General features: G+C 67.8%; 12 protein-coding genes and 1 riboswitch. Of the genes, 4 read left to right on the top strand and 8 right to left on the bottom strand.

Annotated features, from left to right (window positions below):
* Positions 1-93: 93 nt before the first annotated feature.
* On the bottom strand, positions 94-264 hold the full coding sequence (locus tag ABZS71_RS07285) for a hypothetical protein (RefSeq protein ID WP_356208180.1): 171 nt from the start codon (positions 262-264) through the stop codon (positions 94-96).
* Positions 257-393, top strand: a riboswitch (cyclic di-AMP (ydaO/yuaA leader). (Overlaps the previous gene by 8 nt.)
* A gap of 11 nt (positions 394-404) precedes the next feature.
* On the opposite strand from ABZS71_RS07285, the gene ABZS71_RS07280 reads away from it, so the two are divergent.
* Together ABZS71_RS07280 and ABZS71_RS07275 are read left to right on the top strand one after the other, a co-directional pair.
* Entirely contained in the window at positions 405-1,586 is a 1,182-nt protein-coding gene (locus tag ABZS71_RS07280) for a M23 family metallopeptidase (RefSeq protein WP_356208178.1), read from the top strand.
* 107 nt (positions 1,587-1,693) lie between these two features.
* Positions 1,694-2,638 (top strand): aldo/keto reductase, encoded by a 945-nt coding sequence (locus ABZS71_RS07275; protein WP_356208177.1) that lies wholly within the window; start codon positions 1,694-1,696, stop codon positions 2,636-2,638.
* Between the two features lie 245 nt (positions 2,639-2,883).
* On the opposite strand, the gene ABZS71_RS07270 is transcribed toward ABZS71_RS07275, so the two are convergent.
* The 3 genes from ABZS71_RS07270 to ABZS71_RS07260 form a co-directional block, all read right to left on the bottom strand.
* Complete coding sequence (locus tag ABZS71_RS07270; protein ID WP_356208176.1) at positions 2,884-3,189, bottom strand: hypothetical protein; 306 nt, start codon at positions 3,187-3,189, stop codon at positions 2,884-2,886.
* Positions 3,190-3,284: 95 nt separating this feature from the next.
* Complete coding sequence (locus ABZS71_RS07265; RefSeq protein ID WP_356208174.1) at positions 3,285-3,509, bottom strand: DUF397 domain-containing protein; 225 nt, start codon at positions 3,507-3,509, stop codon at positions 3,285-3,287.
* Positions 3,509-4,354: a helix-turn-helix transcriptional regulator gene (locus tag ABZS71_RS07260; RefSeq protein WP_356208172.1), complete on the bottom strand. Its 846-nt coding sequence runs from the start codon at positions 4,352-4,354 to the stop codon at positions 3,509-3,511. The genes ABZS71_RS07265 and ABZS71_RS07260 overlap by 1 nt, the downstream gene beginning before the upstream one ends.
* Positions 4,355-4,584: 230 nt before the next feature.
* On the opposite strand from ABZS71_RS07260, the gene ABZS71_RS07255 reads away from it, so the two are divergent.
* Positions 4,585-5,220 (top strand): ATP-binding protein, encoded by a 636-nt coding sequence (locus tag ABZS71_RS07255; RefSeq protein WP_356208171.1) that lies wholly within the window; start codon positions 4,585-4,587, stop codon positions 5,218-5,220.
* Between the two features lies 1 nt (position 5,221).
* Here the strand turns inward: ABZS71_RS07255 and ABZS71_RS07250 are convergent, their stop codons facing one another.
* Complete coding sequence (locus ABZS71_RS07250; protein ID WP_356208169.1) at positions 5,222-8,356, bottom strand: DUF3427 domain-containing protein; 3,135 nt, start codon at positions 8,354-8,356, stop codon at positions 5,222-5,224.
* Positions 8,357-8,399: 43 nt separating this feature from the next.
* Between ABZS71_RS07250 and ABZS71_RS07245 the strand changes: the two genes are divergently transcribed.
* Complete coding sequence (locus tag ABZS71_RS07245; protein ID WP_356208167.1) at positions 8,400-9,425, top strand: DUF3578 domain-containing protein; 1,026 nt, start codon at positions 8,400-8,402, stop codon at positions 9,423-9,425.
* Positions 9,426-9,571: 146 nt separating this feature from the next.
* Here the strand turns inward: ABZS71_RS07245 and ABZS71_RS07240 are convergent, their stop codons facing one another.
* The 3 genes from ABZS71_RS07240 to trmB all read right to left on the bottom strand — a co-directional run bounded on the left by ABZS71_RS07240 (position 9,572) and on the right by trmB (position 13,897).
* Positions 9,572-11,302, bottom strand: coding sequence for an Ig-like domain-containing protein (locus tag ABZS71_RS07240; protein ID WP_356208166.1), 1,731 nt, complete (start codon positions 11,300-11,302; stop codon positions 9,572-9,574).
* Positions 11,303-11,365: 63 nt separating this feature from the next.
* Entirely contained in the window at positions 11,366-12,934 is a 1,569-nt protein-coding gene (locus ABZS71_RS07235; RefSeq protein WP_356208378.1) for a PrsW family intramembrane metalloprotease, read from the bottom strand.
* A gap of 222 nt (positions 12,935-13,156) precedes the next feature.
* Positions 13,157-13,897, bottom strand: coding sequence for a tRNA (guanosine(46)-N7)-methyltransferase TrmB (gene trmB, locus ABZS71_RS07230; protein WP_356208377.1), 741 nt, complete (start codon positions 13,895-13,897; stop codon positions 13,157-13,159).
* Positions 13,898-14,107: the final 210 nt, after the last annotated feature.

Genomic DNA, 14,107 nt, shown 5'->3' with positions numbered 1-14,107 from the left:
CCCTTTCCCGGGGTGTCGACTCGCCCCTATATGCCCCCTCTTGGTTCCTAAGTTCACGCCAAAGCTGCGCGGATTCTTCATAAGAGCTTGGAATCACATGGCGCCAGCTATTAACGTTCGATAACGCAGCGCGGTCGTCACAACCGTCGCCAGGGCGGCACCGTGCGCCGTCGCCGAATCCCATACGCACTGCGGCAGCACCAGCAGCACCAGCAGCACCAGCAGCACCAGCAGCACCAGCAGCACCAGCACCAGCAGCGGCACAGCACCACAGCAGCACCAAGGGAACCGGGGAACCACCACCTTGGGGTGAATCGGGTCGAACCTGACCCGTAGGAGACCTTCCTGCTCCGAACCCGTCAGCTAACCCGGTAGGCGAGTGGGAAGGAAAGGAGTGCGCCCCAGTGGCGTCCAACAGGTCTGCCCTAAACGAGGCTCCGTACCGCTCCTCCGGAGGCGGTCTCGGGACCGCCACCGCCTACGGCCCCGGCTTTGACGCCGGCGCCGGGATGGGCGCTGGGGACGGCCGCTTCGTCGCCGAGGGGATCGCCGGCCGGAACGCCGATGGGGGCGCGTCCGACGGCTCGGATCCCGGGTTCGACACCGAGCCCTGGGAGGAGTGGAACCCCACCGAGGACTCCATCGCTCCCCTGCGCGGCCGACACCGCGTCGGCAAGCAGCGGGGCGGGACCATGGCGCGCAGCAGCGCCGTCCTCGGAGTCGGCGTCATCGCGGCGGTCGGCGCCGGCGGTATGGCGAGCGCCAAGGACCGTCCGGCGGCACCCATCTCCATGCCGGATCTCGCGCACGTCGCCGACCAGGTCCAGGACCGGCTCCCGGCCGCCAAGGATCTGCCCGGCATCGGCTCATGGGTCTCGGACGACGACGGCTCCTCGACGCCCGGCACAGCCCCCCTCTCCCAGGTCGGACTGACCGCCGAGGACGAGAAGAGCGGCACCACCGACGCCGGCGAGGCGCTGCGCGCCCGCATCCTGCAGCAGGCCGAGAACCAGCAGAACGCCGCCGACGAGGACCAGCGCGTCGCCGCGGCCAAGGCCGCCGCCAACAAGGCCGCCGACGCCGCGGCGCAGCGCAAGGCCGAGGCCGCCGCGGCGAAGAAGGCCGCCGAGCAGAAGGCGAAGGAGGTCGCCGCGAAGAAGGCCGAGGCCGAGCGCCGTGCCAAAGTCGCCGCCGCCTACACCCTCCCCGTCGCCTCGTACACCCTGACCGCCGGCTTCGGCCAGGCCGGCGACCTGTGGTCCGCCGACCACACCGGCCAGGACTTCGCCGCCCCGACCGGCACCCCGGTCAAGGCGGTGCACGGTGGCACCATCACGCAGGCGGGCTGGGCCGGTTCGTACGGCTACCGCATCGTGCTCACCCTCGACGACGGCACCGAGCTCTGGTTCTGCCACCTGTCGTCCATGGTCGTCACCTCGGGCAAGGTGACGACGGGCGAGGTCATCGGCCGCGTCGGCGCCACCGGCAATGTGACCGGCCCGCACCTCCACCTCGAGGTCCGGCCCGGCGGCGGCTCGCCGATCGACCCGATGCCCTGGCTGCGCGACCACGGGCAGAACCCCTGATACTCCGGCGGCCCTGGCGCTCTCTCCCCCCTTGACGCCAGGGCCGCCGGTTCCGTATCGGCGCCGGTTCCGGAACAACATCGTTGGCGCGGACGTTGACACCATGCATGGCTGACAACAAGCAGAAGATCGGTGATCTGCCCGTCTTCCCGCTCTCCCTCGGCGGCAATGTCTTCGGCTGGACGGCCGACGAAGCCGAGTCCTTCAAGGTGCTCGACGCCTACGCGGCGGCGGGCGGCAACTTCATCGACACCGCCGACGTCTACTCGGCGTGGGCCCCCGGCAATCAGGGCGGCGAGTCCGAGACCATCCTGGGCAACTGGTTCGCCTCCCGCGGCAACCGCGCCGATATCGTCCTCGCCACCAAGGTGGGCGGCGGCTCCCCGGAGCGCCGCGGTCTGATCTCCTCCGCCATCAGGTCGGGCGTCGAGGAATCCCTGCAGCGGCTCCGCACCGACTACATCGACCTCTACTACACCCACTACGACGATCCGTCGGTGCCGGTGGAGGAGATCGCCACCACCCTGGACGAGCTGGTCCGGGAGGGCAAGGTGCGCGAGATCGCCGCCTCCAACATCAGCGCCGAGCGCCTCGAATCCCTCCTGGACTTCTCCACCAAGGAAAACCTCGCCCGCTACGTCGCCCTCCAGCCCCACTACAACCTGGTCTCGCGCGACACCTTCGAGGGCGAGACGGCCGACGTCGTCACCCGTCACGGCCTGGCGACGCTCCCGTACTACTCCCTCGCGTCCGGCTTCCTCACCGGCAAATACCGCCCGGGCACCACGGTCGACAGCCCCCGCTCGACGGGCGCCGCCCAGCACCTCGAATCCGAGCGCGGCCAAAAGGTCCTCGCCGCCCTCGACGACGTCGCCGCCAACCACGGCGCCGAACCCGCCACGGTCGCCCTCGCCTGGCTCCTGGCCCAGCCCACGGTGGCCGCCCCCATCGCCAGCGCCCGCTCGGTCTCCCAACTCCCCGCCCTCCTGGCGGCCCCCGACCTCAAGCTCACCCAGCCGGAACTGGACCTCCTGACCTCAGCCTCGGACTGACGCTCCCGCCGCCGGCGGGCGCTCCGCCGGCCCCGGCCCCGGCGGGGCCGGGGCCAAGCCCACCCGCGGCGGCGCTACGTACCGCCGCTCGCCGATCGGCGGGCCATCACCCGCGCCCGCCCTTGATCAGCCCCTCGCCGATGGCCTCGCGGTGGGCTTCAGACGGCGACGCACCTGGCGTCGGCGCGTCACCGCCTCAGACCCACCGGCTCCGCAGGCCACACCCGTACGGCACCGGGACAGCCCTAGCTTTCCCGCCGATCGGCGAGAGCCCACGATGCGAGGGCGACCCCGCCGGCGACGGCGAAGACGGACGGCCAGGCCCCGATCTTCCTCGCGAGCGGATGCGACCCGGCGAAGGCGGCCACATACAGCGCACTCAACCCGGCCGCGGTCCCATTCCCCGCCTTCTCCCGCCACCCCCGCGCGGCCACTGCCCCAGCCGCCGCCAAGGCGACCCCACCCAAGGGCCGCTTCTTGGTCCACCGAGCCACCCCATACCCACCAACCAACCCACCCGCGGCCACCACGCCCGCCGGAACTCCAGCCATGTCCGTACCTCCACTCCAAGGGTCTCCTCCACCCGACCCTACGCACGAGGCACCCCCAACGGCCCCGACTCCCCAACAGCGCGCCGCGAGCGGGGTCAGCCCATCTGTTCCCGCCGCACGGCCACGACGAAGTCCCGCCACGCACCCTGCGAGAACCCGAGCACGGGCCCGCCCGGATCCTTCGAATCCCGCACGGCGGTGGTTAGAGAGGAGAGAAAGGCGATTTCGACGCACTCGAGTCCCTGACCACCGCTGTAGGTGGACGTGAACCACGAGGCGGATGCGAGCTCGGCTATGGATGGGTTGCCGTTCGTGGCCATCACAGTTCCTTGCGTACGTTGTCGATCAGCTTGATTGACGCGCCTGGAGCGAGAGCCTGACTGCTGAGGTAGGTGAACGCCTTTCGATACTCCTCCACCTCGTCGGCTTTCTCCAGATAGAGGGAGACCGTCAGGTTCTCCAAGTAGACGACGTCGAGGGAGGGATCCGTACCGACGAGGATGAGGAAGTTACCCATCGCAGACGCGAGGGGGCCGCTGTCAATCGGGAGGATGCGCAGATCGATGGTGGGCAGATCGGCGCAGTCCATGAGGTGCTCCAACTGTTCCCGGCGAATCTCCGGGCTGCCGATCTTCCGGCGGATGGCTGACTCGTCGAGTACCACCGAGAGGTGCAGCGGGTTGGGGCGGGTGAGGATGTCTTGCCGCTTCATCCGTACCTCGATGCTGCGCTTAAGCTTGTCCTCTGGCTGTGGCTGCGGGTCACTGCGGTGGAGAGTCTCGGCGTATCGACGCGTCTGGAGCAGGCCGGGGATGAAGGCCAGTGCGTAGTGGTCTTCGCGAACTGACTCATTCTCCAGGGTGAGCAGAAGATTCATTCGACTGGGGATCGCCTCGGTGTAGGACTGCCACCAGCCTTGCACCTTGGCGTTCTTCGCGAGATCGACAAGGGCGGCGCGCTCTTCGTCGTCTACCCCATACTCCCTGCACAAGGCATCGACGAGGGGCCACTTGACCGAGCCGTCCTTGGTTTCGTAGCGGCTGACCGTGGCCTTGGAGAGACCAACCAGAGCACCGGCCTCTTCTAGAGACAAGCCCTTCTGCTCGCGCAGCCTCCGCAGGCTGGCGCCCAGCTGCCGTCGTCGTGTTGTCGGTCCAGCGGACATAGCTGCCAGCTCTCCGTTTCACCTGGGTATTGGCGGTTCCCTGCCGCAGAACGGGGCAAGTCGATCGAGCTCAAAGGTAGTTGACCGGAGAGCTGGGTGAGGTTGGTTCTGGAGAGAGAGTTACAGATTGAGAGTTTCAATGCCATACTCGCAACAGGAAGACTACGCAGCGCAGTCGTATGGACACGACTGGGCGCAGCGCTGGCGTAGCGCCCAAAGGGAGTGTGGCCATGCACCGCTACTCAGTCGCCGAACCCCAACCCCGCCGCTTCGTGGTGCCCTTCGCTGCCGAGCCATTCCAACTGGTCGGCCTCCGCCGAGCTGTTAGAGCAGAGCTCGACGCATGGGGGATGTCAGCCCTTGTGGACGAGGCGCAGCTGATCACCACGGAGCTGGCGTCGAACGTGATCAAACACGTCGGCCAGGGCACCGCGGCCACCCTCGTCCTCGACGCTGGCCCGGATCAGCTTCGAGTCGAACTGCACGACAAGAGTCACGAGGAGCCCCAGGAACTCCAGCCAACCTGCAACGAAGAGCACGGCCGTGGCCTTCAGCTCCTCGCCGGCCTCTCGGCTGCCTGGGGCACGATCCGCACGGCGGCCGGCAAAGCGGTCTGGTGCGAGCTGCCCCTGATCCCTGACGAGACCCGCCGCCGCATCCAGCGCGCGACGATGGTGATGGAGTCGTACGGCCTTGCGGCGGGCAGCCCGGCCGTGCGGCTGACCCACCGCTCCGCCCTGGAGGAGTCGGCGACCAGCCTCATCTCGGACCTCCTGCACTGGCTCGCGGCGCAAGGCGTGGACCCCGACGACATTCTCGACCGAGCCCAGACGCATTTCGAGTCAGAGCTTGGTGCAGTCGGTTGAGCTAGCCGGCTGCGATGGCCGAGTAGGTCCAGACATCGGCGGGCAGCTCGTGTCGGAGCCGCCAGACGATGCCCATGGGCTTGCTGCCTTGATGAGATTCGTATTCGGCGGGGCCGAGCAACATCCATGGCTGCGGCCCCCCGATATCTGTCTTCTTGTAGCGGCGCACGAAGAGCAGCACATGGGTTCCTCGCCCTTTGTGCTGCTGGTAGCGCTGGCCGGTGGGAGAGGCGTTCGATGTCTGATTCTGCGACTCCCAGTGAAAGTGGTCTGGGCTCATCGCATAATCCTTGTAGCGGGTCTGCGGCGAGAAGTCCTTGTCGTCCTTCTCGAGCGTGATCAAAAGTGCGTCGGTCCGGAACCTCTCGCACCACTTGACGCCTTCACGAAAATTGCCCGGCAAGAAGCCAGCTATGTCTGCCTGGCCGAGGGCGGGCAGGATCTCTTCGCGACTGTACGAGGCATGGACGGTCAGCGGGATCTCACTCTGGTGGAGCGGAATCGGATAGTGGTCGGTGCGTTCCAGATTGTACGCAAGAACTTGACGCAGTTCGCTTCGGAAAGCGACCTGCTGGCGTAGCGTCTCAAACCCCTGTGCGTAGCTGGAGAATCCGCCACCGAGCGGCCACAGGGAGAAGAAGAGCATCCGCGAATACGCCTGCCCCGATGCATCGAGCGCGTCGTAGCCGGGGGCGTCATCGGCCAGTATGCGCCGGTACGCGTCTACGCGTTGGGGGTCGTCGACGTGGAGGAAGGCTGAGACGCGCTTGAGGAGTTGTTCCTCGCCGGCGGGGGCGTCCCCGGCGAGAAGGGTGGCGCGCCTAAGGAGGCGGGTCCAAGAGTTATTGGCGCGGTAGAGCTCCTTCAGCTCACGACGGCTCTCCCGGAGGTATTCGCTAAGTCGTGGTTCACCATAGGCTGCGACCTCTTGCGTCAATTGCTTCACATTGACATTGACCTGGCTCTTGATGTTGTCCAGGATGCGTTCTTTCGATTTGCGATCCAGGATGATCTGGCAGCCAGAGGGAAGCTGCGGAAAGTCACGTTCGATATGCTCGGTCAACCGGTTTCGGGTGAAGTTCGTCAGTGCACGGAACTGCTCTTCAAAGCGGAACTCCTTGCGATGCTGGCCGATGAAGTCGAGGACCGTGAGGACTGCCTTGTTCGGTGTGCGTCGCAGGCCACGGCCAAGCTGTTGCAGGAACACCGTGGCGCTGGACGTGGGGCGGAGCAGGAGGAGGGTATCCACGTCTGGGACGTCTAGCCCCTCGTTGAACAGATCGACAGAGAAGAGGATCTGTACCTTGCCGTCGCGGAGGTCTCTCAGCGCCTGGGCGCGCTCGGCGGCAGGGGTAGATCCATCGAGTGCGTTTGCGTTGACCCCGGCCTGGCGGAAGAAGTCGGCCATGAAGTGGGCGTGTGTGACGGTGACACAGAAGCCCAGCGCTCGCATCGCACCAGGGTCGGTCACCTTCTCTTGTACGGCCTTGACGATGAGACGCGCTCGGGCATGGTTTCCGGTGTAGAGCTCGTTGAGCTCGCTTGTGACATAGGAGCCCTGCTTCCAGGTGAGCCCTTCTAGATCCGTGTTGTCGGCGATGCCGAAGTAGTGGAAGGGGCTGAGGAGATCGTTCTCCAGCGCCTCCCACAGTCGCATTTCGGCGGCGATGTGACCGTCGAAGAACTCATCTTGGACGTTCCGACCATCCATCCTCTCTGGTGTGGCCGTCAGGCCAAGAAGCTCGATCGGCTCAAAGTGGTCGATGATGCGGCGATAGGTCGGGGCGACGCCGTGGTGAAACTCGTCGATGACGACAACGTCGAAGTGGTCAGCAGCGAGCCTCTCTAGGGATCGAGAGTTGAGCGATTGGACGCTAGCGAACACATGAGTCCAGTCGTTCGGGACATCACCACCGACCAGCAGTTCGCCGAAGTTCGCATCGACGAGGACGTCCTGGTAGGTGCGCAAGGATTGCTTAAGGATCTCTTGGCGGTGGGCCACGAAGAGGAGGCTGAGAGGGCGTCCACGGTGGGTGCTCTTCAGCGCCTTGTAGTCGAGGGCCGCCATGACCGTCTTGCCAGTGCCGGTCGCTGCGACGAGCAAGTTCCGGCGTCGTCCGTGGATTTCACGCTCAATGCGCAGTCTCTCGAGCATGTCCTGCTGATGAGCGTACGGCCGTACCTCGAGGCCCGACAGGCTGATGGCGTGGGTATCGGCCCGTTGCTTACCGCTGGCGAGGGTCAGAGCCTCGTCTAGTCGGCCGGCGTCGTTGTACGGGTCGTAGGTCTCAAAGCCCGGCTCACTCCAATAGGAGTCGAATGTGGCCTCAAACTTCCGCAACACCGGCGGCGTGGCCACGGAGGACAGGCGGACATTCCACTCCAAGCCATCGAGAAGCGCCATCTTGGAGAGGTTGGAGCTCCCCACGTAGGCGGTGTCGTAGCCGCTGTTGCGCCGGAACAACCATGCCTTCGCATGGAGTCGAGTCGACCGTACCTCGTAGTTGACCTTGACCTCGGCGTTGAACTCCTTGACGAGCCGGTCCAGTGCCCGCCGCTCGGTGGCGCCGATGTAGGTGGTCGTGATGACGCGGATCGGCACCCCACGCTCGCGAGCTGCCTTGAGAGACTCCTCAAGAACGCGTAGACCGTGCCACTTCACAAACGCGCAGAGCAGGTCGACACGGTCTGCAGTGGCCAACTCGGCCCGTAGCTCGAAGCCAAGATTGGGATCTGCGGGTGCGTTGGTGATGAGCGCTGTCTCGGAGAGGGGGGTGGCGGGTCGGATGCCGTAGACGCCCGGCGCCTCCTGTTCGGCGAGGGCAATCAACTGGCGAGGACCGTGTGCGACGAGGTCAACCCACTGCTTCGCCCCGTCCAGGGTGCTTATCGACTCGAGGATGTGGTTCGCCGCGATCACTTGCTCTGCGGGCGCCAAGGCGACGAAGACCTGCCGAACGGTCTCGGCGATGTGGCGCGCGAGGACATACGGGGAGGAGTGCTCACCGACCCTCTGCTCGATGGCCTTCCATCCGCTGGCGTCCAGAGCCTTGAGCTGATCCTCGATGCGGGCGGTGATCAGCCGTTCGTACAGCCCCGGTACAGGGCTTACAGGATCTAGGAAGGCATTGGCCATGGCAGCGGCTCCTCGTGTCACCCGTCCACGTGATGTTCTATCAGTGGCTTCGGACAGTCCTTGGGCGGTCCTCGATGTCGCTCTGACCTATGACGAGAAGCAGGGGACGTCGTCGGGGGTCCATGCCCAGGATCGCCTCCGTGCAGCACGGGAGGAGTGGGCACGCCTCCTGCCAGGAGGTTTTGAGGCCAAGGGCAACGGGGGCAGCGGCGATGCGAGCCGGACCCCGTGGATCGGCGTCTACGATCCCGACATCACCCGCGACCCCAAGCAGGGCCTTTACCTGGCTTACATCTTCGCGGCTGACCTCAGCACGGTGACGCTGACGCTTCAGCAGGGGGTGGCGTCGCTCAAGAAGAAGTTGGGCGAGGGGAAGAAGCGCCGTACTTACCTGCGCGCTAGGGCCCAGGCTCTGCTGGGAGGGCTCCCCAAGGACCTGGTGGAAGGCTGGGAGGACCGCCCTGACTTCAAGTGCGATGTATTGCGGGCATTGTCCTACGAAGCGGGCAGCGTAGCGGCGCGGACGTACAGCACGACCGCCATGCCGACGGAGAACAGCTTGCGCGAAGACCTGTGGCACATGGCCGAGGTTCTTCAACGGGCGGCTGAGGTGGAGAGAACGCTCAAGGATGAGGCGACCTCCAAGGGCGTTCCGACAACCAAGCGGGTGAAGGAAAGCCGTCTCGAGCACACCGGCTTGGATGGCTTCCGGCCGAAGGACGGCAGCGACTACGTGGCGCACATCCTCCAGCGCACGATCACAAAGTCCCGTGCCCATGAAGTGCTTGTCCGCAGGTTCGGTGAGTACATGGAAAAGCGCGGCTTCGTCCCGATCACCGAGAAGATGCATCCCAAGGACCTCGTGCTGCGACAAGCTGGCGTGGAGTGGCTGGTGGAAGCAAAGACCGTCAAGCGTGGCAACCCCACTACGGCAGTGCGCGAAGTCCTGGGGCAGCTCTCCGAGTACAGCTACTGTATGAGCGGCAGAGGCAGGCCAAACCGCACCTTCTGGGACTCTTCACCGAGGACATCAAGGCATATGCCCCCTACCTCGAAGAGCGAGGCATAGCTTCCCTCTGGAAGACAGTGGACGGATGGGCGGGCTCTCCCATGGCCGTGGCCTGCGGGATGGTCGACGAGCAGTAATGATCCTTCGTCTGACGCACACGCGGGCACACACCCCTACCGGGGCGGGTGCCCGCAGTGCAGGAAGGCTCAGCGCAGGGCGCTGAGCTTCTGCCAGGCCCCGTACGAGAGGTTCCAGTCGCCGAAGCCGTTGCCTTGGGAGACCGTGGCGCGGGTGGAGCCGGTGACCTCTACGACGTCGCCTCGGGTGGCGCGGCTGTAGAACCATTTGCCGTCTGCCAGGGCCATGCCGACGCAGCCGTGGCTCATGTTGACGTGGCCGAAGTAGCCGCGGCCCTCGTTCCAGGGGGCGGCGTGGGCGTAGGTGCCGGAGGTGGTGAGGTGGACGGCCCAGGGGACGTCCTTGCTGTAGGGGTCGGCTATGCCGACGGATTCGCTGGTCATATGGACCGTGGGGGCCTTGTCGAGGACGACCATGGTGCCGTTCCAGGTGGGGTAGGAGGGCTGGCCGGCGGAGATGGGGATGGTGTTCTTCTTCTGGCCGTCCTCGTAGACCGTCATCGTGTGCTGGTTGAGGTCGACCTTGGAGACGCGGGCCGTGCCGATGGTGAAGGCGGTGGAGACATCGCGGCGCAGGTAGCGGGAGTCGCCGGTGTTCACCCCGCTGAGGCGGGCGCGGAGGGTGACCTTGGTGCCCTTGTGCCAGTAGGTCTTGGGGCGCCAGTCGACGCGCTCGGTGCCGGTGAGGGGGTCCTTGACCCAGCCCCAGGAGCCTTCGGTCCTGGGGGCGGTGGAGAGGGAGAGTTGGCGCTCTACCGCTGCTTTGTCGGTGACCGGGTGGTCGAAGGCCAGGGAGACCGGCTGGCCGACGCCGACGACCGCCTTGTTGGAGGGGGTGACGGTGACGCCGTTGAACTGCTGGCCGGCGCGGGTGCGGAAGGTGGAGTGCTGGGTGGCGGTGCGGCCCGCGGCGTTGGTGGCCGTGGCCTCGACGGTGTAGGTCGTGCCCGGGGTCATCGGGCGGTTGGAGCGCCAGCTGCTCTTGGTCTTGGAGAGCGAGCCGGTCACGGTGACGGCGTGGCTGCCGGCGCCGTCGGGGGTGATGCGGACCGTGGTGAGGGCGCCATGGGCGGCGGCCACCTTGACCGTGGCGTCGGGGGCTATCGCGGCCGCGTCGCTGTCTGGGGTGATGGTGATCCGGGCGGGTTTGCCGTCCACCGAGGCGGTGTCCGATGCCGACTGGCAGCCGGCGAGCAGGGCCACGGCCAGGGAGGGCGCCGCGAGGATGCGGAGGGAACGTACGGAGCGCACAGAGGACCTCTTGCGGGAGTTGTAGGAGTCGTGGGAGCCGTCGGGGGAGGAGCGGGTCAGCAACGCCGCTTCGCCTCCTCGGGGTTCTGCTCGTACGGGGCCGGTGAAGCGGCGGCGGAGGGATCGAGGCGCCAGAGGGAGACCGACATGCGGGACGCCGACGGGGCGGTGCGGGACCACGGCCGTACGCTGCGCCGGTTTCAGCCCGCGCGGGGCATGGGCCGGCGCCACTCGGTCAGGGGCGAGATCGGGGAGGTCGGCGGGCGGTCCGTGCCGGAAGTGGGCCCGCACGCGGTTACGGGCACGGCGCCAGGAGCTGACGGCGAGGCGCGGGGCGACGGTGCGGACCCACGGGGTCGGATCGCCGTCGGCGGTCAGGCGGTCCCAGCGCTGCCACGCCTGGGCATACGCCTCCCGCACCGCGTCCTCGGCTTCGGCTTCGGCGAGATCGTCGGTCGCGGCATGGACCGCGGCTACGAGCCGCTTCGCCGTGGCCGTGCAGTACTGGTCGAAATCGGATGGTGCCGATGATGTTGATGGTGCTGACATGTATCCCCCGCGCCCCCGTGCTCCCCGCTTCTACTAAGGAACACGTCTAAAAGGCGCGGAAGGTTACAGATGACTTTGGGGCGGCCCCGCGGGCCCGTACGGCACGGGCGAGGTCTGATGCTCAGTGGGGGCGTATGACGGGTGGGGGCCCGGAGGTGCGTACGAGGGCGGTGCCCCGTATACCGGAGGAGCTCCGTATGGCGGAGGTCCCCCGTATGGCGGAGGTCCCGCGTATGGCGGAGGTCCCGCGTATGGCGGAGGTCCCGCGTATGGCGGAGGTCCCGCGTATGGCGGAGGTCCCGCGTACGGCGGCGGTGCACCGTGCTGCGGCTGCGCCCCGTACCCGTACCCGTACCCGCCGTACGTCGTCGGCCCCGTCTGCCAGAACGGCGGGGGCACCGTGCCCGGGACTGGCCTGGGGACGGGGCGGGGCCGCGGGATCGGGACGGAGAGGGCCGCGTGGGCGAGCGCCGGTTGTGCCACTTCCCTCCGCTCCCACATGCGGTCCAGCAGCTCCTTCTCGCGGGTGGCGAAGCCCGGCCCCGCCGTGCCGCGGTGCGCGCGCCGCCGCAGGAAGGCGAGCGAGGTCGCGAAGGCCGTGTACTCGCCGACCGTACGGGCCGCCGCGGCGCCCTGGGTGCGGCGCGCGAGATCGCGGGCGATACCGCGGGCGCGCATGGACGACAGGGCGATGGGCTCGGGCGGGGTGAGCCAGCCGGTGGCCTGGTAGACGGAGAGCTGGCTCCGTACGGTGCGCAGCTCGTTCTTGCGGGACCAGATCGTCAGCCAGGTCAGCAGCCCGAAGAGCGGGACCATGAACAGGGCGTAGACGGCGAGGAAGCCGTACCCGCCGAGGGTCGCCGAGCCGTTCCAGACGCCGTGCAGGACCATCGCGGTCAGCAGCGCCGCGATGGGTATGAGGACGCGGCGGACGCGCTGGTGGCGTGCGGCCGCGGCCGCTATGCCGAAGCCGACGCCGGTCATGGAGGTGAAGAGGGGGTGCGCGAAGGGGGACATCACCGCGCGGATGAAGAAGGTCGCGGCGGTGGTGGACCGGATGCCGGAGTAGCCGAAGGTCTGGTCGCTGACGAAGGCCGAGCCGAGATAGAGGATGTTCTCGGTGAAGGCGAAACCGGTGGCGGTGATTCCGGCGATGACGACACCGTCGACGATCCCGTTGAAGTCGCGCCGCCGGAAGAGAAACAGCAGGAGTACGGCGGCCGCCTTGGCGCTCTCCTCCACGAACGGTGCGACGAAGGTGGCCCCCCAGGCGTCGGCGTCCGCCTGGCCGGAGGGGGACGAGGAGTCGACGGTGGTCATGAGCCACTCGGTCGCGAAGCCGTTGGCGATCAGCGCGACCAGCGTCGCGGCACAGGCGCCCCAGGCGAAGGCGAAGAGGAGGTTCCGCCACGGTTTCGGCTCGACGCGGTCCACCCAGCGGAACGCCGCGATGATCAGCGGTACGGGCAGCACGGCGAGGCCGAGCCCGACCAGGAAGCCCTTGGTGCCGGTCTGCTCGCGCACCAGGGCCAGGATGATCAGGCCGGAGAGCGAGAGCAGGCTGATGAGCGCGGTGGCGCGCAGCGCCTTGTTGCCCCAGAGGCGGCTGAGGAGGCCGTGCCGGCGCCACAGGTCCTGGGACGGCGGAGTCGGCCAGCCCGCCGGCGCGGACGCGGCGTCGAACCACGGCTGCCGGCCGTACGGCGCCTCGTACGAAGCGTCGTACGGCGTGCCGGACGGCGGCGTGGCCGGTGGCTCGGGCGGCTGCTGAGGGGGCGGGGACTGATGCACTCAACCGACCCTAACGAAAGGGGGAGTGGGGCACTGAGGGTTATGCCCATCACCCAGGGGTCGTTATGTGTCGTTGCGACGGAAGATCAGGTCATGAACGACATGCCCCTTGTCCAGGCCCTGGCTCTCGAACTTGGTGAGCGGGCGGAAGTCCGGCCGCGGGGTGTAGCCGCCGTCGGGTTGGGTGTTCTCGAAGGCCGGGCTGGCGGTCAGGACCTCGAGCATCTGCTCCGCGTACGGCTCCCAGTCGGTCGCGCAGTGCACCGGCGCGCCGGGCCTCAGCCGGGTGGCGGCGAGCTCGACGAACTCGGGCTGGAGGAGCCGGCGCTTGTGGTGCCGCTTCTTGGGCCATGGGTCGGGGAAGAAGACGCGCAGCCCGGAGAGGGCGGCGGGCGCCAGCATCTCGCGCAGCAGGATGATCGCGTCACCGTTCGCGACCCGGATGTTGGTCAGGCCGTTCCGCTCCGCGAGCGCGAGCAGATTGCCCTGGCCGGGGGTGTGGACATCGGCCGCGAGGATGCCGGTGCCGGGGTCGGCGGCGGCCATCTGCGCGGTGGCCTCCCCCATGCCGAAGCCGATCTCCAGCACCACGGGGAGGTCCGGGCGCGGTCCCGCCGCGGTGCCGAACAGCTCGCCGAGGTCGATGCGGCGCAGCCCGTCGATGTCCAGGCCCCACTGCGGCCACAGCCGGCGCAGCGCCTCGCCCTGGCCGACGGTGACCCGGCCGCGGCGGGGGCGGAAGGAGCGGATCCGGCGCTCGTGGTGCGAGCCCGCCGGGTCGGCGACGGGGCCGCCGGGGAACATCGGCTCGCTGCGGTCACGGGGTGCGGGCAGGGTGCGCTCCGCGCCGGGCAGGGTGCGCTCCGCGCGGGAATCGGGGGCGGTGGGGTTCTCGGACACAGTGCTTCGATTCTACGGGCGGGCCGGCCCGGGCCGGCCCGGGCCGGCCCTGCTCATACGTCCTGTCGTCCGCGACCGTCGTCACCGGCGTCTCCGTTTCCTCGGCGTGCGGGG

The sequence above is a fragment of the Streptomyces sp. NPDC005393 genome, assembly GCF_040606675.1.
Taxonomy (GTDB): Bacteria; Actinomycetota; Actinomycetes; order Streptomycetales; family Streptomycetaceae; genus Streptomyces.
The sequence above is the reverse complement of the archived record's forward strand: the minus strand, read 5'-3'. Positions and strand labels throughout refer to the sequence as shown.